General features: G+C 67.4%; 18 protein-coding genes. 8 read left to right on the top strand and 10 right to left on the bottom strand.

From position 1 onward, the window contains the following. Positions 1-46 precede the first annotated feature (46 nt). Positions 47-2,206: an MMPL family transporter gene (locus A3ES_RS0104015; protein ID WP_020385494.1), complete on the top strand. Its 2,160-nt coding sequence runs from the start codon at positions 47-49 to the stop codon at positions 2,204-2,206. A gap of 142 nt (positions 2,207-2,348) precedes the next feature. Here A3ES_RS0104015 and yczE read toward each other — a convergent pair whose 3' ends face one another. After that, complete coding sequence (yczE, locus tag A3ES_RS0104010) at positions 2,349-3,020, bottom strand: membrane protein YczE (protein WP_020385493.1); 672 nt, start codon at positions 3,018-3,020, stop codon at positions 2,349-2,351. Between the two features lie 62 nt (positions 3,021-3,082). Between yczE and yczR the strand changes: the two genes are divergently transcribed. Both yczR and msrA read left to right on the top strand, forming a co-directional pair. After that, entirely contained in the window at positions 3,083-4,522 is a 1,440-nt protein-coding gene (yczR, locus tag A3ES_RS0104005) for a MocR-like transcription factor YczR (protein ID WP_020385492.1), read from the top strand. A gap of 87 nt (positions 4,523-4,609) precedes the next feature. Continuing rightward, positions 4,610-5,254 (top strand): peptide-methionine (S)-S-oxide reductase MsrA, encoded by a 645-nt coding sequence (msrA, locus tag A3ES_RS0104000; protein ID WP_020385491.1) that lies wholly within the window; start codon positions 4,610-4,612, stop codon positions 5,252-5,254. A 17-nt stretch (positions 5,255-5,271) separates the two neighbouring features. Here the strand turns inward: msrA and A3ES_RS0103995 are convergent, their stop codons facing one another. Further along, a complete protein-coding gene (locus A3ES_RS0103995; RefSeq protein WP_020385490.1) occupies positions 5,272-6,033 on the bottom strand; it encodes a class I SAM-dependent methyltransferase in 762 nt (253 codons plus the stop codon). Between the two features lie 157 nt (positions 6,034-6,190). Here A3ES_RS0103995 and A3ES_RS0103990 point away from each other — a divergent pair, with 157 nt between their 5' ends. Next, on the top strand, positions 6,191-7,897 hold the full coding sequence (locus tag A3ES_RS0103990) for a hypothetical protein (protein WP_020385489.1): 1,707 nt from the start codon (positions 6,191-6,193) through the stop codon (positions 7,895-7,897). A 2-nt stretch (positions 7,898-7,899) separates the two neighbouring features. Here the strand turns inward: A3ES_RS0103990 and A3ES_RS0103985 are convergent, their stop codons facing one another. The 4 genes from A3ES_RS0103985 to A3ES_RS0103970 all read right to left on the bottom strand — a co-directional run bounded on the left by A3ES_RS0103985 (position 7,900) and on the right by A3ES_RS0103970 (position 9,818). After that, on the bottom strand, positions 7,900-8,430 hold the full coding sequence (locus tag A3ES_RS0103985; protein ID WP_020385488.1) for a DinB family protein: 531 nt from the start codon (positions 8,428-8,430) through the stop codon (positions 7,900-7,902). A 137-nt stretch (positions 8,431-8,567) separates the two neighbouring features. Further along, complete coding sequence (locus tag A3ES_RS0103980; protein ID WP_020385487.1) at positions 8,568-8,894, bottom strand: nucleoside triphosphate pyrophosphohydrolase; 327 nt, start codon at positions 8,892-8,894, stop codon at positions 8,568-8,570. A gap of 173 nt (positions 8,895-9,067) precedes the next feature. Then, complete coding sequence (locus A3ES_RS0103975; protein ID WP_020385486.1) at positions 9,068-9,397, bottom strand: ArsR/SmtB family transcription factor; 330 nt, start codon at positions 9,395-9,397, stop codon at positions 9,068-9,070. After that, on the bottom strand, positions 9,387-9,818 hold the full coding sequence (locus A3ES_RS0103970) for an SRPBCC domain-containing protein (protein ID WP_020385485.1): 432 nt from the start codon (positions 9,816-9,818) through the stop codon (positions 9,387-9,389). Before A3ES_RS0103970 ends, A3ES_RS0103975 begins: the two co-directional genes overlap by 11 nt. 166 nt (positions 9,819-9,984) lie before the next feature. On the opposite strand from A3ES_RS0103970, the gene A3ES_RS0103965 reads away from it, so the two are divergent. After that, positions 9,985-10,956: an alpha/beta fold hydrolase gene (locus A3ES_RS0103965; protein ID WP_020385484.1), complete on the top strand. Its 972-nt coding sequence runs from the start codon at positions 9,985-9,987 to the stop codon at positions 10,954-10,956. A gap of 114 nt (positions 10,957-11,070) precedes the next feature. Here the strand turns inward: A3ES_RS0103965 and A3ES_RS0103960 are convergent, their stop codons facing one another. Further along, positions 11,071-11,874, bottom strand: coding sequence for an aminotransferase class IV family protein (locus tag A3ES_RS0103960; protein ID WP_020385483.1), 804 nt, complete (start codon positions 11,872-11,874; stop codon positions 11,071-11,073). A 117-nt stretch (positions 11,875-11,991) separates the two neighbouring features. Here A3ES_RS0103960 and A3ES_RS0103955 point away from each other — a divergent pair, with 117 nt between their 5' ends. Further along, complete coding sequence (locus A3ES_RS0103955; protein ID WP_020385482.1) at positions 11,992-12,642, top strand: arginase family protein; 651 nt, start codon at positions 11,992-11,994, stop codon at positions 12,640-12,642. Here the strand turns inward: A3ES_RS0103955 and A3ES_RS0103950 are convergent. Further along, positions 12,635-14,740, bottom strand: coding sequence for a copper-translocating P-type ATPase (locus A3ES_RS0103950; protein ID WP_020385481.1), 2,106 nt, complete (start codon positions 14,738-14,740; stop codon positions 12,635-12,637). The two genes, A3ES_RS0103955 and A3ES_RS0103950, sit on opposite strands and share 8 nt — an antisense overlap. Positions 14,741-14,915: 175 nt before the next feature. Then, positions 14,916-15,821 carry an aminoglycoside phosphotransferase family protein gene (locus tag A3ES_RS0103945; protein WP_202806433.1) on the bottom strand — a complete coding sequence of 302 codons (906 nt, stop codon included), beginning with the start codon at positions 15,819-15,821 and terminating at the stop codon, positions 14,916-14,918. Between the two features lie 114 nt (positions 15,822-15,935). Here A3ES_RS0103945 and A3ES_RS0103940 point away from each other — a divergent pair, with 114 nt between their 5' ends. After that, complete coding sequence (locus A3ES_RS0103940; protein WP_020385479.1) at positions 15,936-16,241, top strand: peptidase inhibitor family I36 protein; 306 nt, start codon at positions 15,936-15,938, stop codon at positions 16,239-16,241. Positions 16,242-16,351: 110 nt separating this feature from the next. On the opposite strand, the gene A3ES_RS0103935 is transcribed toward A3ES_RS0103940, so the two are convergent. After that, on the bottom strand, positions 16,352-17,863 hold the full coding sequence (locus tag A3ES_RS0103935) for a phospholipase D family protein (protein ID WP_020385478.1): 1,512 nt from the start codon (positions 17,861-17,863) through the stop codon (positions 16,352-16,354). A 69-nt stretch (positions 17,864-17,932) separates the two neighbouring features. On the opposite strand from A3ES_RS0103935, the gene A3ES_RS0103930 reads away from it, so the two are divergent. Then, positions 17,933-18,721 carry a hypothetical protein gene (locus tag A3ES_RS0103930; protein ID WP_157630328.1) on the top strand — a complete coding sequence of 263 codons (789 nt, stop codon included), beginning with the start codon at positions 17,933-17,935 and terminating at the stop codon, positions 18,719-18,721. Positions 18,722-19,698: the final 977 nt, after the last annotated feature.

Raw genomic sequence — 19,698 nt, 5'->3', positions numbered from 1 at the left:
AGTCTACCTACCGACCGGCAGGTAGAGGAAGAATCAGGAGGGGCCTGTGTTCACCAAGCTCGGACGCTTCGTCGTCCACAACCCGTGGAAGGTGATCGCCGCGTGGGTGATCGCGGCGATCGCCGTGGTCGCGTTCGCGCCGACGCTCGCGGATGTCACCAACAAGGATCAGGCGAGCTTCCTGCCTGATTCCTACGAGTCCGTCCAGGCCCAGAAGCTCGGAGCCGACGCGTTCGGCCAGACCAACGACGCGACCGCCAGCATCGTCATCAAGCGCACCGACGGCGGCGTACTGACCGCTGCGGACCAAGCCAAGGCGACCGAACTCGCGAGCAAGATCACCGCCGCGAAGATCGAACGCGTCACCGGCGCCGTGACCGGCCCGCAAGCGGTCTCCCCCAACAAACAGGTCCAACTCGTCAGCGTCGGGCTCAAGGGCCTGCCCGACGAGCAGCCCGTTCTCGACGCGGTCCAGCACGTCCGCGACCTGACCGGCCCGGCGATGGCCGACAGCGGCCTCCAGTACGGCGTGACCGGGGACGCCGCGCTCTTCCTCGACAACCAGGACGCGTTCAACAACGCCTTCATCGTGGTCGGGATCGCCACCCTCGTACTGATCGTCGGCCTGCTGCTGTTCATCTACCGCAGCCCGGTCGCCGCGCTGCTGCCGATCCTCACGGTCGGCCTGGTCAGCGCGATCGCTCCCGGGCTGATCGCCCTTGCCGCAAAGGCGTTCGACCTGCAGGTGACTCAGGACCTGCAGACCATCCTGACCGTCGTGCTGTACGGCGTCGGAACGGACTACATCCTGTTCCTGCTGTTCCGCTACCGGGAACGTCTTCGCGCCGGCGAGCAGCCCAAGGAGGCGCTGGTCCACGCGACCGCACGTGTCTCCGAGGTGATCGTGTCGGCGGCAGGCGCGATCGTGGTCGCCTTCAGCGCATTGCTGCTGGCCGTGTTCGGTGGCTTCAAGAGCCTCGGTCCGGGCCTGGCGATCGCCGTCGCGGTGATGGCCTTCGCCGCGATCACGTTGATCCCGGCCGTCGTCTCGCTGCTCGGCCCGAAGGTGTTCTGGCCGTCGAAATCCTGGCAGAAGACGCCGAAGGGCGCGACCTTCAAGCGCCTCGGCCGATTCACCGCCCGCCGGCCCGCCGTGGTCGCACTGGTCTCCGGTGGCGTGATGGTTCTGCTCGCCCTTGGCACGTTGGGGATGAAGGTCGACTACGACGCCTTCAGCCAGCTCCCGAAGGACACCGAGTCCGGCCGCGCGGTCAAGGACCTGCAAGCCGGCTTCCCCGCCGGCGCGCTCAGCCCGACCACGGTCTACGTCAAGAGCACGGACGGTACGCCGCTCGACGCGGCCGAGCTCACGTCGTACGCCGGGAAGCTGGCGAAGGTGGATGGCGTCGGCTCGGTACTCCCCGCCGCGCCAGACGGGTCCCCGGCGTTGCTCAACCCGGACAAGTCGGTGGCCCAGATCAACGTGGTGCTGGCCGATCCGCCGTACACGAAGGCGGCTCTGGATCTCGTCGACGGCCCGTTGCGCGACGCCGCGCATGCCGACGCCCCGGCCGGTACGACGACGCTGCTCGGCGGGGTCAGCGCCAGCTACACCGACATCCGGGACGCCAACAGCCGCGACCTGTTGGTGATCTTCCCGGTCGCGGGTGGACTGATCGCGATCATCCTGGCGCTGTTGCTGCGCAGCCTGCTGGCGCCGCTGGTGCTGATGCTCGCGGTGGTGCTCAGCTTCTTCAGCACCACCGGCGCGACCGTGCTCGTCTTCCAGGGCGCGGCCGGGCACCCGGGCGTGACGTTCTCGCTGCCGATCATGCTGTACCTGTTTGTCGTTGCCATCGGCACCGACTACAACATCCTGATGATCGCCCGGCTGCGCGAGGAGGCCGAACGCGGTACCGATCCCCGTGAGGCCGCCGATCTCGCGATCGAGCACGGCGGCCCGTCGGTGGCCGCGGCCGGCCTGATCCTGGCCGGGACGTTCTCGTCGCTGATGCTCGCCGGGATGGCACTGCTGACCGAGATGGGCTTCTCGGTGGCGGCAGGCATCGTTATCTCGGCGTTCCTGATGTCGATCTTCCTGGTGCCGAGTGTGACGGCTCTGCTCGGCCACCGCGCCTGGTGGCCACGCAAGCTGAAGATCGAGACGCCGTCGACCGAGGACCGCACGCTGGAGCGAGTGGGCTGACCCACTGGACCGCAGGCTCCCGGCACCTCCCCGTTCATTCGCCCCCTTTTCACCCTCTTTGGACCTCCCGGCTGACTGCGTGCCGGCCGGGAGGGTGAAAAGGGGGCGAATGAACGGGGAGGTGGGTCGGGAGCCGCTGACTTTAGCTTCTGTCAGGAAGTTTGACGGTGAACAACGGAAGCAGCACATGCACGAGCGGGCCGATCGCGAGTGCATAGGCGACGGTTCCGATGCCGACGACACCGCCCATCGCAAAGCCGATCGCGAGCACGGTCACCTCGATACTGGTCCGGACGAGCCGGACGCTCAGCCCGGTACGGCGTACGAGGCCGGTCATCAACCCGTCGCGCGGGCCGGGGCCGAACTGGGCGCCGATGTAGAGCGCGCCGGCCAGGGCGTTCACCACGACCCCGGCGAGCATGAAGACGGTCCGCAGCCAGAGCTCGTCCGGCCGGTCGACCGTCGACAGGGTCAGGTCCGTCACCAGGCCGATCACGATGGCGTTGCTGATCGTGCCGAGGCCGGGCCACTGCCGCAATGGGATCCAGGCGAGCAGGACGAGGAAGCTCACCGCGATCACCACCGTCCCGAAGCTCATGTCGAGGTGCTTGGTGATTCCGGCGTGCAGCACATCCCAGGGGTCCAGCCCGAGATAACCCTGGATCATCAGGCCCATCGACGCGCCGTACAGGGTGAGCCCGAGGTACAGCTGGACGAGGCGGCGCGGGAGGCGGCCGGCCCGGAGTTGCTCGATCGGGTTCAGGGGGGACAGTTGGCGGCCCCGGGTGGGCGCGGCTTCAGAAGTGGCGGTCACGTGCTCTAGTTTGTGCGCGATTGGCCTGGTGTTCGATAGCCAATTGCGCAATAGTGGACTGCATGACAGGCCAACATCTCCCCGCGAGCACTCTCGCCGGGCTGCTCGGCAGTTGGTCGGACGCCACCGGACCGGCGTACCGGAGTCTGGCCGAGCGGTTGCGGTTGCTGATCGCGGACGGCCGGATCATGCCTGGCGCGCGGGTGCCTTCGGAGCGCGAACTGACCGACGCTTTGGGAGTCAGCCGCACCACCGTCGCCTCGGCGTACCGGGAACTGCGGGATCGCGGCTATCTGACCAGCCGACGCGGTTCGGGCAGCGTCACCTCGCTGCCGTCGAAGGTCGAGCCCGAACTGGGCCGCCACCACGCGCCCGGGATCGACACTGACGGGATGTATGACTTCACCTGCGCGGCGTCGCCTGCCGTGCCGGGGATCAGCAGCGCCGTGACCGAGGCGCTCGAGGATCTGCCGCTGCATCTGGCCACGCCTGGGTATCACCCGCAAGGCCTGCCTGCGTTGCGAGAGGAGATCGCCGCGTCGTACCGGGCCCGCGGGCTGCCGACGACGGCGGACCAGATCGTCGTCACCGCGGGCGCCCTGGCCGCGACCTCGATCGCGATCCGCGCGATGACGCAGATCGGCGACCGGGTGCTGACCGAGAGCCCCACCCACCCGAACTCCGTCGACGCGATCCGGCGCAGCGGTTGCCGCGTGGTCGCCGCGCCGATGAGCCCGCACGGCTGGGACCTTCCATTGCTAGAGGCAACGATTCGGCAGTCGTCGCCCCGCGCCGCCTGGCTGGTGGCCGACTTCCAGAACCCGTCCGGCTGGCTGATGTCCGCCGCCGACCGGCAGCAGCTGGCGACCGTGTTCGCCCGTGCCCGGACCACCGCGATCATCGACGAGACGCTGTTCGAGTTGTCGCTCGACGGGCAGGAGATGCCGCCGCCGTTCGCTGTGTTCGACCCGCAGGGCGTGATCACGGTCGGCTCGGTCAGCAAGTCGTTCTGGGGCGGCCTGCGGATCGGCTGGCTGCGCGTACCCGAAGCCTTGGTCGCCCGCATCCTCGACGCCCGCGCCTCTCTCGACCTCGGCGCGCCAGTACTGGAGCAACTCGTCGTCACTCGGCTGCTGCGGTCGCGGTCGTCGATACTCCCGGAACGCCGCGCTGCTCTGGCACTGCGCCGAGACACTCTCGCCGAAGCCCTCCGTACTGCGCTGCCGTCGTGGCGCTTCGAGTTGCCCGGCGGCGGCCTGTCGATGTGGTGCGAGCTCCCAGAGCCTGTGAGCTCGAGTCTGGTCGGTGTAGCCCAGCGGCACGGAGTACTGGTGATGGCGGGGGCGCGCTTCTCCCCCGACGGCGGGCTGGAGTCGTTCCTGCGCCTGCCGTACACGCTGGAGCCGGACACGCTCCGTGACGCCGTCGAGCGCCTCGCATCGGCGTACGGGTCGCTGACCGTGGGACCACCGCTCCGGCGTACCGCCGCGATGATCGCGTGACGTCAACGCCCCGTAATCGGCTGGGGGAAGGTTCGCCGCGGGGACGGCGTTGGGAGACTATGAGAGTCACTTTGCGAGAGGTGTGAGATGTCGTTCTTCAAGAACAAGACAGCCCTGATCGAACCGGCCGCGGCCCTGCCGGGCCGGCCGGAGCCCGCGTTCGCCGTACCGGCCGACAACATCGTGCTCGGCACGCCGCAGACCGCTGCTGCGCCCGCCGGGTTCGAGGAGGTCTGGTTCGGCACCGGCTGTTTCTGGGGCACCGAGGAGATCTTCTGGCAGCAGCCAGGGATCTACACCACCGCAGTCGGCTACGCCGGCGGCTACACGCCCAACCCGACGTACGAAGAGGTCTGCAGCGGCGGCACCGGCCAGACCGAGGCCGTGCGAGTGGTCTACGACCCGACGAAGGTCAGCTTCACCGACCTGCTCAAGGTCTTCTGGGAAACGCATGACCCGACACAGGGGATGCGCCAAGGGAACGACCTTGGGTCGCAGTACCGGTCGGCGATCTACTACACAACCGACGACCAGAAGGCCGAGGCGGAGCGCACCCGCGACCTCTACGCCCCGGTGATCAAGCCCCTCGGCTACGGCGACATCACCACCGAGATCGCCCCGGCGACAACGTTCTACTACGCCGAAGCTGCCCACCAGCAGTACCTCTACAAAAACCCCAACGGCTACCGCTGCCACAGCAACACCGGCGTGCCGTTCCCGGCCGAGGCATAAGCCCCTCGGGCGTCGTGCTAGTGGTGGCTGCGGGCGAGGTGGACATGGATCTCGGCGTCGAGTTCCACGGTTTCGGGGAGGACCTGGAGGGTTCGGCGGAAGACCTGGTCTCGATCGGCGGGCTCCAGCATCACGTACGCCGAGACCGTCGAGAGTTGTCCGATGTAGTCGTGGGCGCTGATCGTCAGGCGCCGTTCGATGACCGACTGCCGGACATCGGTGAACCACTCGGACTGCTGGAGCTCTGTGCCGGGCCACTGCATCGGGCGATCGGCGGGTGTGCCGTCGGGCGACGGGATGCCGTCGTTCTCCAGGTACGGCGAACGTGCCGCGCGCGCGGCCTCCTTGAGGGCCGGGTCGGCCAGCTGGATCGGTACACCGAACGACGCGAACACGCCACCCGGTCGGACGAGTGCGGCCATGCGGGCCCACCGGCCTTCAGGGTTGGTCCAATGAAGCGCGGCAGCCGAATACACCAACTCGTACGACGAATCCAGCGGTAAGTCCTCGAACGCGGCTTGCACGGTGGTGACGTTCGCCGGCAGGTGTTTGCGCATCTCCGCGAGCATGGCCGCGTCAGGCTCCGTCGCCGTGACCGCGATCCCTCCCTGCGCGAACAGACGCGTCGCCTTGCCCGTCCCGGCGCCGATCTCGAGGGCGGTCCGGATCGACCCACCGGCGTACGTCATCACCAACTCGAGGAGTTCCAGCGGGTACCCAGGCCGGAACCGTTCGTACGCCTCGGCCACCGCCCCGAAGCTCAACGCACGCGCAACCATCCCGGCATCCTGGCACCTTCCACGCCCCCAGCGCCTGTCATTTATCCCCCCCGTACTCACATCCCGGGCCGACGCGTTGAGAACTGTCGCGAGGGCGGCTGACCGAGATCGACGTCTCGAGCCTCGCAAACCCGACGGCCTAAAGCGCGAGCCGGCCATGGGTGCCGAGTCCGCGCACATCGACCTGATCTCGAACCACTCCGTCTTCCGGGACGATCAGAGCTTCCTCGCGCTGACCCGCAGCGGTGGCGCGATCCCGCCTGGGATGTACTCCTCGTTCATTCACGAGGCCACCCATCACTGGTGCTTCACCTCGCCGGTCGGGTCGTCACTCAGCTTGCTGTACCTCTCGATCGCCCGGCGAGTACTGAACTGGGCCGCGACCGGCGACGAGTCGGAGTATGCCGAGATTCTGGACGACCTGCTGACGTACCGGTTCGTGCTGGAGTGGCTCCGGCCGCTGAGCGAGGGACTGGCGTTGTTCGCCGAATTCGATGTCAACCCCGATCCGGCCGCGCGATCCATGTCGCCACCCTTCGACGCTGCCATGTTGCATCTGTTCCAGCTTCCTCAGCGTTTGCGCGACGCGGGCGAGTCCGCCGGCGATGCGGTCCGCTACAGCCTCTACGACGACATCCACCGATGGCGATTCTCGCCGGAATCCGTTGCACGCAAGGCAGAACTGCTCCTGCAGCCGATGAGCGGACCGAGCGGGCACTACCTGATGGGCTACTTGGCGGTGAAGCAACTCTGGAGGAACGCGGCCCGACGCGTTCCCGAGCTCGCCGACGCGGATCTGTTCATGATGTTCCTGCGGAAGATGGTGTACGCCGACTACTCCCTGGTCGCGCGGATCCTCGACCGCAGTCAGCCGGGCGCCACCCGCGCACTGGGAGCCGCCGAGCATCTTTTCGACCGGCTGTGGGACGGTCCCGCACCCGATGGCGCGAGGGTCGACTGGGATGCGTTTCATTCCTCGTTACGCAGGACCAAGTGGGATCCGTTGCCCGGTGCAACAGACCGGGCCGACGGCCTGCCCTACGTCGGCACGGACAACGAGGACGCCGTACGCCAAGGTGTCCGGCTACGCCAGGCGCTGAACGCGGAGGTTCTCCTGCCGCTGGAGGAGCACCCCGATCTGGACATCTTCCCCCGCGACTTCTTCGCCAATGTTCTCAGCGAGCGGCCGTTCATGTGGCTTTGCAGCACTCAGGGCCGCTGGGTCCCGGTGGCCAAGAACGTCGGCACGGTCGAGGTCGGCGGCGACGTGGTCTTCCGCGACTTCAAGCTCCGTCACGCCTCCGATGACGGCCTGGACCGGCTGCGGCTGGATGTCTACCTGGACCTGTACGAGAGGTACGCGTTCACCACGCTGGGAGGCGATCGAGGGGTCTTCGGCGTCGCCAGCGGGTACGACCTGGACCCCGAGTTCGTGGAAGAGGTGTTGCGCACCGGGCTGGACCGGGAAGAGATCCTCGCGGTCACCCGGGCCTTCCGCCAGTGCCTCCATGAGTACACGAAGTCCACCAATTTCGACGAGGTCCTCGAAGACCTGTGGAGTAGCGGCGGCCGCGAGCTGCTCGACCAGACCTATTCGTCGCTGGCCTTCGACGGCGACCTCGCGGCACACCAACACTTCACCCGAACGGGGATCTCAGCCCTGATGACCAACAACGCCGGCCTCGTCCGCGGACTCGCGGCGGCGACACTCGGGGCAAGCGCGAACATGTCACCCGAGGCGGTCGCGGAGCACTGCGATTTCGACCTACCAGCAGCCGTTCAGCGTGCCACCACGACCTGGCCGTTCCCCCGACTACCCCTCGCCTCGGTAGACAACGACGGCTTCCTGGAGAGCGCGTTCTGAGGTCAGCCCATGGTTTTCTGGCCGTCGATTGATTCGCGGATGATGTCGGCGTGGCCGGCGTGCTGGGCGGTTTCGGCGGCGATGTGGAGGAAGACGCGACGTACCGACCAGAACACGCCCGGGGGCTGCCAGGGAGCGGCCGGGAGTTCGTAGCTGCTGTTGAGATCGAGGGTGCGGACCAATTCGTCGGTGGCGGCCGCGACCTTCTCGTACTCAGCCAGTACGCCGGCCAGCGTCTCGCCCTCGGTGAGGCGGAACTGGTTCTCCCACTCGGCGATCAGCTCCGGCGTGAACTCGATCTCCTCGGGCACCTCCGGGCCGCCACCCGCCTGGGCGAAGTCGGCCCACCTCCGCTCAACCGCGGTGACGTGCTTGATCAGGCCGCCGACGGTCAACGCGCTGACGGTACTGCGAGTGCTCGCCTGCTCGTCGGAGAGGCCATTCGCCGTGTGGCGCAGGAAGTAGCGGTGCTTGCTCAGGAAGTCGAGGATGTCAGCCCGCTCGCCGGTCGCGATCAACTCGTTCGTAGTCATGGACTGAGCTTAGGAACAGTAGCGGCCAGCCTCTGACCTCTATTCCTAGCAGTTAGTGTCCCGACCGACAGGTAGTGCACCTCGTGTACGCCGTCTCGCGCGCACTGTCCAGGCGTGAGACAAGGGCGGCAACCGGACTATGTCCTGTCGATCGGGACGCCTAACACGATCCGCTCGGCGAAGCGGCCGCGCTTGGTCGCCTTGTCCTCGCGAATCGAGTCCAGCTGTGTCTCGTCGGTTCCGAGGTCGGCCGCGATCGCGTACACGACCTCCAGAACGTCCGCGAGTTCCTCGAGAGAATCCTCGTCGCCGGCGGTCAGGAACTCGTCGACCTCCTCCACCAACTTCTCCCGCAACCGCCTGCGGTACTCACCTGGATCAGCCCGATAGCTGACCGGCTCCTCGCCGTTCGCGCGGATGATCTCCGGAATCCGGTCCCTCACCAGCTTGCCGTCGGCACTCATCAATTCCTCCCCGCTCCGGGGAGCAGACTAATGCGGTGGCCGAGGCGGCGGGGCATGTACCTATGTCCAATGCAACGGCCAGCCCGACCCGGCCGCCAACCTCCACTGCGGCGACCCGGGCGACCCGCGAACTCAACCCTGGTGCCCCACAGACTGACCCGCCCAGAACCCAATCAGCGGTCCAGGTGATCCTTCAGGGCGCCGAGGCGGCTGTCCCAGTCGCGAGCCATCGCGGCCAGGAACTGCTGGGCCACCTGCATCGGCGCGGAGTGGAGCTGGTACCGCACACGGCGCCGCTCCCCCGGTTCGGGCGTCACCAGGCCGGCCTCGGCCAGCAGCGTCAGGTGCTTGGCGATCGCCTGCCGGGTGATCGGCAGGCGGTTGGCCAGGTCGGTCGCGGTGGCCGGCCCATCCGAGGCCAGCGCGGCAAGGATGCCGCGCCGGCTCGGGTCGGCCAGGGCGATGAAGACCTGCTCGGCGATCGCCTCGCTGTCAGGCTGCATCGAGGTAGCTGACCAGTTCGGCCAGTTCCGTGCCCCAGCCGTCGGTGTTGCCGTCGAAGGCCTTCTTGTGGGCGTCGTCCGGCAACTGGGCGAATCCGGACTCGACCACGGTCAGCCGCGTTCCGGCGCCGACCGGCTCGAGGGTGAACTCGACGTACGTCCGCCGCGGGTCGCCCTCGGGTAGCCCATAGATGTGCCAGGTGAAGCCGAACACCTTCGGCTCTTCGATGCGCTCGATGGTGAGCTGCGCCTTGTCGCCGGTGTCCCAGCTCAGCTGCGCCTCACCACCGCGCCGCAGGTCGACCTCGGCGTCGTTGCCGAACCAGGTCCCCAGCCCTTCAGCCGTGGTGAGCGCGGCCCAGACCTTGGCCGGCGGGTGGGTGAGGTCGAGCGTCCGCTCGATCCGATCGGGGAATGCCATCACTGCCTCCATTGAATAGCAACCGTTCAGTTGCCATCCAAGTTATAGCAACCAACCGGTTGCGTCAACTGATCCCTCCAAGTTCTCATCTAACTGAACCAGCGAAGCCTTATCGTCGCTGGACGGCGGCATCGACCCGCGGTGACGCCTGAAAAGGGGTGGGCGAATGGACATCAACCGGAGGCGATTGCTGGCACTGGGCGCCGGGGCGGCGGCCGCAGCGACGGCAGGAGCGGTGGCGACGCCGGCTGCGGCGACCGAGGCCACAACGAGCGGCGTACCGTCCGATGCTGCCTTGGCGCGGTCGCTGGGCCTGCGCAGCAAGTACGCGAAAGGCCAGCACTACGTCATCGGCGGTCAAGGTGAGCCGCTGGTCCTGCTGCCGGGCTGGCCGCAGACCTGGTGGGAGTTTCACAAGATCCTGCCTGCGCTGGCGAAGCGCTACACGGTGATCGCTCTCGACCTTCGCGGCATGGGCGGATCGGACAAGCCGGCGGACGGCTACGACAAGAAGACGATGGCGCGCGACGTCTACGACCTGATCCGGCACCTCGGCTACGACTCGGTCAACATCGCCGGCCACGACATCGGCGCGATGGTCGCGCACAGCTTCGCGGTCAACCACCGCGCGGCGACCCGGAAGGTCGTCCTGATGGATGTCGGGCACCCCGACCCGTCGCTCTACGACCAGCCGCTGCTGGTCCGGCCGGGACAGGGCATCAGCCTGTGGTGGTTCGCCTTCAACCAGGTCCAGGGCCTGCCCGAGCAGTTGATCACCGGACGGTCCCGGTACGTGGTCGACTACTTCATGGACGCCTTCCCGCTCGACCCGTCGACCATCGACGAGCGCTCCCGGCGGATCTACGCCCACGCGTACTCCGGTCCGCAGGCGATCCGCGCGGGCAACGCGTGGTACCAGGCATTCCACACCGACATCGTCGACTTCGCCACGTACGGGCGCATCACGGCGCCGTTCCTCGGGCTGACGTCGGAGTTCAGCCACGACTTCATGCAAGCCGTCTGGGCTGAGCAGGGCACCGACGTGCGGGTCCACAAGATCCCGGGAACAGGTCACTTCCTCGCCGAGGAGAACCCGCAGGCAGTCATCGCCGAACTGACCGCGTTCTTGTCGCACTGAATCAGCCTGCGCCGGGTCGAGCTGCGTGGCGCGGAGCTGGTCGACGAATGCCTCCTCGTCACCCTCAACGAGGAATGGCAGCACCGCCTGTACGCCGAACGCGACCTCGCCGCCCTAGAGGCCTGACAGCGGTTCGGCCTCGTACGCCTTGCGGAGCAGCGCCGCGAATTCAGGGGCCTCGGGCAACGGTGTTGAGGCGATGCTGCGAATGGGAACTGCCGGCGTCCAGGAGTTCATCACCACCGCGCCGGAAAGATCGGCGATGTCAGCCGGCCTGACCTCCTGGTTCTTTTGCGGGATCCCGAGCTGGTCGAGCTGGCGGCGGAGGATGCCCATCGTGATGCCGCCGAGCATGTCGGCTCGGGGCCAGATCACCGAAGTACCGTCCCAGAAGGCGAGGTTCCAGATCGAGGCCTCGCTGAGCCTGCCGTGGCGGTCGATGAAGGCAGCGTCGTCGAAGCCCTGCGCGACCGCTTGGCGCAGGTAATAGCCCTTGGCGACCTCGCCGACGTGCTTGATGGCGGGCAGTACCCGCTCGTACTCGACCACCTGGAGCGCCAGCGGGCCTTCCGGACCGGACGACGGCGGCCCGGTCCGGACTAGCACCTGGGGCGCCACGCCCTGCCCGGAAGCACTGAATTCGCCGGCTGGCGAGTAGATGGTCGCGACCAATGACTGATCGGCCGGACCAGCCTCCACTGCCGCCTTCAGATACGAACGCACCTGTACGTCGGGCAGCGCCTGTCGGTACAGCTCTAGCGAAGCGACCCGCAACCTCTCCAGGTGGAGGTCCAGCGCGCGGACCTGACCGCCGCGCACCTGCATCGCCGTGAAGTGGGCATATCCCGCGAAGGCCACCGGCGCCAGCTGCTCAGCCGTCGCCTCCTGACCGTTGTGATGGACAACAAAGGAAGTCATGCTCACCAGTCTGCCTACGCACCCAACCCCTGCCCGGGTACCGCCATATCGTGGAATGGTCGGGTTGGGATTTGGGCAGGACCTGCTCTGACACGGGCGGAGCCTAAGCTGCCGACCATGGTGACGGTGCTGAGTGTGGGGCAATGGCAAGGGTCGTCGGCGCCAATCGCTGCACGGTTGACCGAAGCCTTGAGCGGCATCGACGACCTGGTCATCACCGTGGGCGGCGACTGCGGGGTCGATCTCGCGCCGCTGGCCGCCGCGCGAGCGCAGTACGGGGATGATCTGCAGGTGTTGTGGCTCGACGCGCACCCGGATGTGAACTCGCCCGAAACGCTGCCGTCCGGGTCCTTCCACGGCATGGTGCTGCGGACGCTGCTCGGCGACGGGCCGCCGGCGCTCACCCCGGAGCAGACGCTGACGCCGGCGCAGGTGATCCTCGGCGGCGTCCGCGGCTACGAGCCGGGCGAGCGCGAGTACATCCAGGAGACCGGGCTCAAGCTGTACGACGTGGAGCACCTCACGGGCGTGCTCGACGAGTTGCACGGACCCGTCTACGTCCACCTCGATCTCGACGTACTCGATCCGGCGGACTTCACCTCCGTCTCGTATCCCGAACCCGATGGCGTCCGCGCGGAGCACTTGATCGACCTGATCTCCCAACTGGACACCGTGATCGGCGCCGCGATCACCGAGCACGCCCCGACCAGCATCAAGCCGGCGGAGGACGACATCCTCCGCCGGCTCGGTGCCGCTTTCCTCAGCTAGTTCGTCCAGCCAGCCGCTCAGGAGACAAGTTCAGCCCGCGCAGCAGCTGCGCGTTGAGGGCGACCACGATCGTCGACACCGACATCAGTACTGCGGCCGCCGCCGGTGAGAGCACGACCCCGGCGAACGCCAGGACGCCGGCGGCAACCGGTACCGCGATGACGTTGTACCCCGTCGCCCAGACCAGGTTCTGCCACATCTTGCGGTAGCTCGCCTTCGACAGGTCGATCACCGACAGCACCGCACGCGGATCGTCGGCGGCCAGCACCACCCCGGCCGACTCGATCGCCACATCCGTGCCGGCGCCGATCGCGATACCGACCTCGGCACGAGCCAGCGCGGGCGCGTCGTTCACGCCGTCACCGACCATCGCGACCTTCAGCCCACGCGCCTGCAACTCGGCCACCTTGGCGTCCTTGTCGTGCGGCAGCACCTCGGCGAACACCTCGTCGATGCCCAACTCGGCCGCCACCGCCTCGGCCACCTGGTGTGCGTCACCGGTGATCATCGCGACCTTGACCCCACGCTGGTGGAGCGCATCAACCGCCTGCCGAGACTCGTGCCGAACCTCGTCCTCCAGCGCGATCGCGCCAAGAACCTCACCATCGCGAACCACCTGCAGTACTGCGGCGCCACGCTCCTTCCATCCCTGGATCGTCTCCTCCAACTCACCAGGAACCTGTACTCCGGTCTCACGGAGCAACGCCGGCCCGCCAACCGAGACGCGAGCGCCGTCGACCTCGGCCTCGACACCACGCCCGGTCAGCGACCTGAAGTCGGACGCCTTCAAGCGCTGCGAACCAGCCTCCTCGGCGGCCCGCACGATCGCCTTCGCCAACGGGTGTTCGCTGTCCGCCTCGACGGCCGACGCGATCGCCAGCAACTCGTTGTCCGCAACGGATACCGCCGCGACTCCGGTGACAGCAGGCTCACCCTTCGTCAGGGTTCCGGTCTTGTCGAACAGGACCACGTCGATCGTCCGCATCCGCTCCAGCGCCAACCGGTTCTTCACCAGTACGCCGGCCTTCGCAGCGCGCTCGGTGGAGATCGCAATCACCAGCGGGATGGCCAGCCCGAGGGCGTGGGGGCAGGCGATGACCAGTACGGTCACGGTCCTGGTGACCGCCTCGTCGAGCTTGCCCAGCAGGCTCCAGACCACGAACGTGATGACACCTGCGGTGGAGGCGAAGTAGAACAGGAACGCCGCGGCGCGATCGGCGAGTGCCTGTGCCCGTGACGATGACGCTTGCGCCTCTGCGACCAGTCGCTGAATCCCTGCCAGTGCTGTGTTTTCACCGACCGCGGTGATCCGCACTCGCAATGCGCTGTCGGTGGCAACCGTGCCCGCGACGACCTGGTCGCCGACGGCGCGGAGTACCGGGCGGGACTCGCCGGTGATCATCGCCTCGTCGACCTCGGCCTGGCCGTCGACCACGACTCCGTCGGCGGGTACGCGACCACCTGAGCGGACCAGTACGACGTCGTCTTCGGACAGGTTGCTCAGGGCAACCTCGACCACGCCTTCGTCGGTGATCTTCTCGGCCGTGTCGGGGAGCAACGCGGCCAAAGCGTCGAGCGCACCGGAGGCGGCGCCGAGCGCGCGCATCTCCAGCCAGTGCCCGAGCAGCATGATCACGATCAGGAGCGCGAGTTCCCACCAGAAGTCGAGGTCGAATCCGCCGAGCTCCAGGGTGGTCACCCACGACGCGATGAACGCGACGGTGATGGCCATCGAGATCAGCAGCATCATGCCCGGCTGGCGGGACTTCAGTTCGCTCCAGCCGCCGCGCAGGAACGGCTGACCGCCGTACAGGAAGATCAGCGTGCCGATGATCGGCGCGATCAGCATCGACCCGGCGAACTCCGGCGGCCGGTAGCCGAGCAGGTCGGCAAACATCTCGCTGAAGAAAACCACCGGCACAGCCAGCCCCAAACTGACCCAGAACCGATCCTTGAACTGCGCAGCATGATCCCCGTGCCCACCGTGCTCACCATGGCCTGCCTGCTCACCATGGCCTGCCTGCTCGCCGTGGCCAGCGTGCTCGCCGTGCATGGCGTGCTCCGCCTGGGCGGTGTCTGCGTGCTGCTCGTCACTCATCTTGACCTCCGTCAGTACCCCGATTCGCTCCCACTATACCCCCTAGGGGTATGACCTCCGCAACTCGGCACCTCGCCCACCTATTCCCAACCAGGCGAAAAACCCTCAGCGACTGCCGAAACAAGGCGCGCCTCTAGTACCCACAGGCCGGTGTTCACCACAGCCGGTGGGTCACTCACACGCAGTACTCGGGCGACAAGCCGCCGAAGTCCGCGAGCACCTCGTCGATGACGTGTTGGGCGTTGGCGGCGATGCCTTTGTTCGTTTCCCGGTAGTACGGGAGCTGGATGAGCGCCATCGAGAGCGCACGACCGCGCCCCCGGTTCCAGTCGTCATCGTCGACGTCCAGCGCGGCCCGGTAGGCAGGGCGCGCGTCGGCGGGCAGCAGATTCCACGCCGGGATCAGGTCGCACGCCGGGTCACCCACGCCCGCCGTAGCGAAGTCGATCACCGCAGCGAGCCTCCCGTCAGCAAGCAACAGATTTGACGGCATCAGATCCCCGTGCACCCAGCAAGGCACGGCCGCCGGCGCCGCGGCCAGCGCGGATTCCCAAGCAGCCAAGGCCATCCGCGTGTCGATCCACCCCTCCAGCTGACCGATCGCCGCCCGAGTCTCCTTATCCTCCAACTCCAACGGCCCGCCCCGGTACGCCGCCGGCGCACCGGGCAACTCGATCGCCCGGAACGCCCGCACGAAGGCGGCCAGATCCTCCGCCAACTCATCCGGCTCCTGCACCGCACCGGCGATCGCGATGGACCCCTCGATCCACTCCTGCACCGACCACGGCCACGGATACCCCTCAGCCGGTTTCCCCAGCCCCACCGGCGTCGGAATCCGCACCGGCAACAGCGGCGCCAGCCGCGGCAACCAGTCGAACTCCTTCTCGATATCCGAAACACCACCCGCGACCCGAGGTAACCGAACAGTCAGCGAATCCCCCAGCCGGTACATGGCGTTGACGGTCCCGCTGGACGGAATCTCCGAAACCCCCAACCCCGCCCACTGCGGAAACTGCCCCGCCACCAGGCGCAGTACCAGCTCGTCATCAAGGTGCGCCTCGTCGGCATGCATCCGGCCCATCCGCCCATCCCACCGCATCGCCGCAGCCATTTCCAGGGATTTCGAAAGGCTGGTGACCAACAGTTGCCGAAGGCTACTTTCGGTGAGGATCACCCGAGCCGAGAGGAACCCTCCATGCCCAAACTGTTGCGAGTCCTGGCCACGGCCAGTCCGGCGGGTTGGAACAACTGCCCGGCGGGACGGGTCTGCCTGTTCAGCCCTCCCTCCGGCGGCGGCGCGGTCTGGTACGCGTTGCGGTGCGGGAAGCACAACCTGCACGATTTCGGCGTCGGCAACTGGGCGACGTCCTATTGGAGCCGGACCGGTCAGCGGATCGACATGTATGAGTGGGGCTCACTCACGCGCGAGGTGTACTCCGGCCAGGGCAACTTCCCCTTCAACAAGACCAAGGTGTACGACGAGATGGAAATCATCTGCTGACAGCAGGTAAGGGCGGACGGCCACCACTACCGAACCTCACCAGCAACCGCTTCCCCTCGCCGTGTCGCGGCGCTGGCGCTGGTTCGGTAGTGGTGGCGATCCGCGGCCGCTCAGAACTCGTTGTGCCGGCGCATTCTCCAAGGGCGACCATCGGGGTCGTAGACGTGGTGATAGAGCGGCCGCGCCCACAACCTCGCCACTCGTCCGACTGGCACCGGTTCGTGCCGCCGGATCTGACCGGGCGGCCGCGGCCCGACTCCGCCGGCGGCGTGCCAAGCGTCCAGCGCGGCAGCGGCCTCCCTCCACTGCTCGAACCCCTCAACCGGATCGAGACGCGGATCGCCACCCAGGTGCTCGGACCAAAGTTCAGCACGCACCGACCGCGCCAGACCGTCACCGACCACCGCGCAGGTCAACTCGCTGTCGTTCGTCCACGACCGCCGGTTGGAGTTGTCCGATCCACACGTGAACCACTCGTCATCTACCACGCACACCTTCGCGTGGACGTAGATCGGCACCCCCTCCGCGTTCTCCAGGTCGTAGACGCCGACCCGGTCCGGCGCCACCGCGCGAAACAGCTCCATCGCCTGCAACTGCCCGTACCGCGCCGGCGGTCCACTCATCCGCCCGTCGGCATCCGGATACCGCGGCACCACCGCGATCACCCGCAGCTCCGGCGACCGTTCCAGCGCGCGGCAGATGCCCTCGGCAACAACCGACGACCACAAGTACTGGTCCTCGAAGTAGATCAGCCGCCGCGCCCGCTCGAACGCCTTCCGGTACGCCCGCGCCACGCTGTACTCCCCCTTAGGCGCAAAGGGAAACGGCGGATGTTTGTGCCCATACGTCCGCAGTACCTGTACTGCGTGCCGCCCCGCCTCGGGCGGATCCGGAAACGCCTCGGGCAGCTTCGACGGGTGACGCGGCATCCGTTCCCTCCGCTGCACCAGCATCCGGTACGGCGTCCGCCGGTCCAGCGGGTGCGAGTCGTCCCAGCGCTCGACGAAGGTGCGTAGGACATCCCCGACCACCGGCCCACGAAGCTCGAGCATCGCGTCGTGCCAAGGAGTCCGCGAACCGTACCGCGGATCCATCGGCACCTGCTGCGGGTCCCCCAGATGCCGGGTGTCGTCGCGCCGCTGATGACTGAGATCGATGCCGCCCACGAAGGCGACATCCCGGGCAGCGTCACCGCGATGCCTGATCACGAACAGCTTCTGGTGATGCGAGGCCAGCCGCCGTACGCGCTGGTCGAGCAGTACCTCCGCGCCGGCTTCGTTGAGCTCGGTCCCGAGTCGCTGGTTCTCCTGGGCGTTGAGTCGCAGATGGTCCGAGTGTGATCGCCAAAGCAGACCCCGGACCTCGACGCCGATCCCGGCTAGCTCGACAAGCAGTTCCCCGATCGACGGACCGTCGTCGAAGAGCCGCTCGTCGGCGTCACCCCGCCAGTCGGTGAAGTAGACGCGATCGCCGGCCGCGAGCGCGCGCATTTCGTCGTACAGGCGCTGGTAATAGACGGCTCCGTCGACGAGCAGGCGGACCGCATTGCCGGCCGACCAAGCACGGTCTATGTCGGCCGCTGGGTTGCCTCGCTCGGCGGATGTCAGGAACCAGTCGCTCATCAGGCCCCGGTACCCGGACGGCCCGATGCCGAACTACCGAGCTGATGAGAGGGTGGGCGGGTGGATCTGGTGAGGCGAAGGGCCGGCAGTGTGCTCGTTCTGGGGCTGCTGTCGATGCTCGGCTGGAGTTTGGCGGTGTCGGCGTCGATGCCGAGTTGGTTCGACCCGGACTACGACTGCGCGAAGGCATTCCCGGGGGTCGGTGGGGACGGAATCCGGCACAGCACTCAGTGGTTGCCGCCGCGTGCTGTGTGTGACTTCGGCGGCGGTGAGGTGCGCCAGTTCATCTCGCCGACCCGGTCGGTGGTGCTGACGATCATCTTCGTACTGACCGCCGCTCTCACCGCCTTCGCCCTGTACTTCGTCATCCGGCGACTGACCGATCCGCCCGGCATCCTGCGATCGGAGGAGGCAGTCAACCTCCGCGCCCGCCAGCTTCGGCACCTCGGGATCGGCGGCGGCCTCATGCTGCTGGTTCTCGCCGCCTACACCGTCGCCAACATCTTCGCCGCGGTCCTGGGCGGTCCTCCCGGCGCGATGATCCTGGCCGTCACGATGGCGATCGCCCTGGCTGCACTCGCGGCCGCCCTCGATCGAGCGCACGGCCCACTGCCAGGCACCGCACGCGACTCCCATCGACGTGGGACGGCGGTCGGCTTGGGCACCTTCGCAGCGATCTTCGTAGCAACCGTCGCCTCCGGCGACTTCCCCTTCTACCGAATCTGGGTCGCCTCTCTCGGCGCGATCGCCTATCTGGTCTTGATCGCACTCCAGTGGTCTCGGTCGAATCGGACCGATCGTGGACCCGGCAACGGTGATACAGCCGAGCAAGGTCTGCTCGGACAGCCCCGCACCTGACAAGCAGACCTGCCGCCCCGTGACGTGCTCGACGTGCTCGACGTGCTCGACGTGCTCGACGTGCTCGACGTGCTCGACGTGCTCGACAGGAGCCTGAACCGCAACCGCGAACTGGTCAACAAGCAGCTAGGCCGCCGACAACACCCAGCACCCATACTTCCCGCTTGCAACCCAGCTCCGCGTCCTAGCCGGCATCCTCAGTCCCGACCAGGTCGAGGTCTGGCTTGCTCGAGTACGCCGCCAGTATCCCGTCACGCGCAGAGCGCTACACCGCGCGCGAATCCTCCGGCGCCGCCCGAGCGATGCTCACTCGGTGAGTCGAGCGATGCTCAGTCGGTGAGTCGGTGGGTGCCGGTGTAGTCGACGCAGAGCGCCGCACCGCGCGCGAATCCTCCGGCGCTGCCCGAGCGATGCTCAGTCGTTGAGTCGGTGGGTGCCGGTGTGGTCGACGTGGAAGGTGTAGCCGTTTGGGGTGGTCCATTGCAGTGCTCCTTCGGCGGAGTGCTGGACCTTCCAGCGCCCGTGGGTTTTGACGCGGGTGCGCCGTGAGGCGCTTGTTGATTGAGTGGAGGTGGGAGACCTTCGCCGCTGTTCCTGTCGCAGCAGGACGGTGTAGCTGAGGGCAGCCTGATCCGGGAGGTGCCGGGTTCGGGTGGAAGCGGCCCTGACAAAGCCGGGACGTGTCAGTACTGCCAGATGGTGCGGGTCCGGCGAGCGTGGCGGAAAGGCATACGCGAGGAACCGGCGTTTACGTCCCTCAAAGACACACCGGCTCGAAACCTGGCGGATCCGGGCCGGATGCGATGCGCACCCACCCCGTCATGACGGGGTGGGGGACTTCCCGGAGCTATTCGAGTGGTGATGGGGAGGCTGCGGTGAAGTGCTGCGGGGTAGCCGTGGCGATGTCGCAGGGGCCAAGTCGGGTGCCTCCTTCGCCGAGCGATCAACGAGTGAACACGGGAACCGTTCCGGTCCTC

Source organism: Kribbella catacumbae DSM 19601, from assembly GCF_000372465.1.
GTDB lineage: Bacteria > Actinomycetota > Actinomycetes > Propionibacteriales > Kribbellaceae > Kribbella > Kribbella catacumbae.
The sequence above is the reverse complement of the archived record's forward strand: the minus strand, read 5'-3'. Positions and strand labels throughout refer to the sequence as shown.

Bases quoted from the DNA above. Each gene is read 5' to 3' on its own strand.
- A3ES_RS0103935 (WP_020385478.1), bottom strand. From the start codon at position 17,863: ATGAGCGACTGGTTCCTGACATCCGCCGAGCGAGGCAACCCAGCGGCC.
- A3ES_RS0103970 (WP_020385485.1), bottom strand. From the start codon at position 9,818: ATGGCATTCCCCGATCGGATCGAGCGGACGCTCGACCTCACCCACCCG.
- A3ES_RS0103945 (WP_202806433.1), bottom strand. From the start codon at position 15,821: ATGGGCCGGATGCATGCCGACGAGGCGCACCTTGATGACGAGCTGGTA.
- A3ES_RS0103985 (WP_020385488.1), bottom strand. From the start codon at position 8,430: ATGACTACGAACGAGTTGATCGCGACCGGCGAGCGGGCTGACATCCTC.
- yczR (WP_020385492.1), top strand. From the start codon at position 3,083: ATGACAGGCCAACATCTCCCCGCGAGCACTCTCGCCGGGCTGCTCGGC.
- A3ES_RS0103940 (WP_020385479.1), top strand. From the start codon at position 15,936: ATGCCCAAACTGTTGCGAGTCCTGGCCACGGCCAGTCCGGCGGGTTGG.
- A3ES_RS0103980 (WP_020385487.1), bottom strand. From the start codon at position 8,894: ATGAGTGCCGACGGCAAGCTGGTGAGGGACCGGATTCCGGAGATCATC.
- A3ES_RS0103950 (WP_020385481.1), bottom strand. From the start codon at position 14,740: ATGAGTGACGAGCAGCACGCAGACACCGCCCAGGCGGAGCACGCCATG.
- A3ES_RS0103960 (WP_020385483.1), bottom strand. From the start codon at position 11,874: ATGACTTCCTTTGTTGTCCATCACAACGGTCAGGAGGCGACGGCTGAG.
- A3ES_RS0103990 (WP_020385489.1), top strand. From the start codon at position 6,191: ATGGGTGCCGAGTCCGCGCACATCGACCTGATCTCGAACCACTCCGTC.
- msrA (WP_020385491.1), top strand. From the start codon at position 4,610: ATGTCGTTCTTCAAGAACAAGACAGCCCTGATCGAACCGGCCGCGGCC.
- A3ES_RS0103995 (WP_020385490.1), bottom strand. From the start codon at position 6,033: ATGGTTGCGCGTGCGTTGAGCTTCGGGGCGGTGGCCGAGGCGTACGAA.
- A3ES_RS0103965 (WP_020385484.1), top strand. From the start codon at position 9,985: ATGGACATCAACCGGAGGCGATTGCTGGCACTGGGCGCCGGGGCGGCG.
- A3ES_RS0103955 (WP_020385482.1), top strand. From the start codon at position 11,992: ATGGTGACGGTGCTGAGTGTGGGGCAATGGCAAGGGTCGTCGGCGCCA.
- A3ES_RS0103975 (WP_020385486.1), bottom strand. From the start codon at position 9,397: ATGCAGCCTGACAGCGAGGCGATCGCCGAGCAGGTCTTCATCGCCCTG.